1 protein-coding gene is annotated in these 1,479 nt (G+C 43.7%); it reads right to left on the minus strand.

Annotated elements, in window-relative coordinates; translation table 11 throughout:
- Positions 1–1,479: Ig-like domain-containing protein (locus QM928_RS09830; RefSeq protein ID WP_414322004.1), on the minus strand; the 1,479-nt coding region annotated here is incomplete at both ends.

A 1,479-nucleotide genomic window follows, 5' to 3' on the forward strand; every position in this document is an offset into this window, starting at 1 on the left:
CTTTAGCTTTTTCTGCATCTGTCAAGTTGTTAGGATCTACTACTGGAGTAAGAGCTGGTACTTTAGCTCCATTTGCTTCAGACTCTTTAACTGTCTTCACTGGTGTTAATGTCGCCACTGATCCATCTGGGTAAGTTACAGATACTGATCCGTCATTGTTAACTTTAACATCTGTCGCAGTTGGGTTAGCTTTCTTAACTTCTTCAGCTACTTTAGCTTTTTCTGCATCTGTCAAGTTGTTAGGATCTACTACTGGAGTAAGAGCTGGTACTTTAGCTCCATTTGCTTCAGACTCTTTAACTGTCTTCACTGGTGTTAATGTCGCCACTGATCCATCCGGGTAAGTTACAGATACTGATCCGTCATTGTTAACTTTAACATCTGTCGCAGTTGGGTTAGCTTTCTTAACTTCTTCAGCTACTTTAGCTTTTTCTGCATCTGTCAAGTTGTTAGGATCTACTACTGGAGTAAGAGCTGGTACTTTAACATTATCCGCATCCTTACCATCACCTTTACCAACTGTTTTCTCTGTTGGAGTTGATGTATTGCCTGATGCATCTTTTGCTACGGCAGTCACTTTATCACCAGCTTTCAAGCCCATAACTGGAAGATAGAAGAGACCAGCTTCATTTGTAGTAACAGTAACTGTTTCACTATTTGGAAGAGTGATTTCAACGATTGTTCCTGGTTCTGCTGTTCCTGAAACAGCTTTATCACCTTCTTTAACATCGTTCACAACTGGTGCATCTGGTGCTTTGGTATCATCGGCTTTCGCTACTGTTGCTGTAGTTGGTGCTGATGTGTTGTTTGAAGCATCTTTTGCTGTCACAGAGACGGTTTGACCTTCTTCCAAGCCACTTACTGGAACACTGAAGTTGCCATCTTTGTCAGCTGTTGCGGTTGCTTTAGTGCCATCTGGAAGAGTGACTTCTACGGTTGAACCTGCTTCTGCTGTACCTGTAACTGCTTTATCTCCTGCTTTAACTGGGTTCACACTTGGTGCATCTGGTGCTTTGGTATCATCGGCTTTCGCTACTGTTGCTGTAGTTGGTGCTGATGTGTTGTTTGAAGCATCTTTTGCTGTCACAGAGACGGTTTGACCTTCTTCCAAGCCACTTACTGGAACACTGAAGTTGCCATCTTTGTCAGCTGTTGCGGTTGCTTTAGTGCCATCTGGAAGAGTGACTTCTACGGTTGAACCTGCTTCTGCTGTACCTGTAACTGCTTTATCTCCTGCTTTAACTGGGTTCACACTTGGTGCGTCTGGTGCTTTGGTATCATCGGCTTTCGCTACTGTTGCTGTAGTTGGTGCTGATGTGTTGTTTGAAGCATCTTTTGCTGTCACAGAGACGGTTTGACCTTCTTCCAATCCGCTAACTGGAACGCTGAAGTTACCATCTTTGTCAGCTGTTGCTGTTGCTTTAGTGCCATCTGGAAGTGTTACTTCAACTGTTGAACCTGCTTCGGCTGTACCTGTAA

This window comes from Streptococcus infantis, assembly GCF_047460405.1.
Lineage (GTDB): Bacteria > Bacillota > Bacilli > Lactobacillales > Streptococcaceae > Streptococcus > Streptococcus infantis_Q.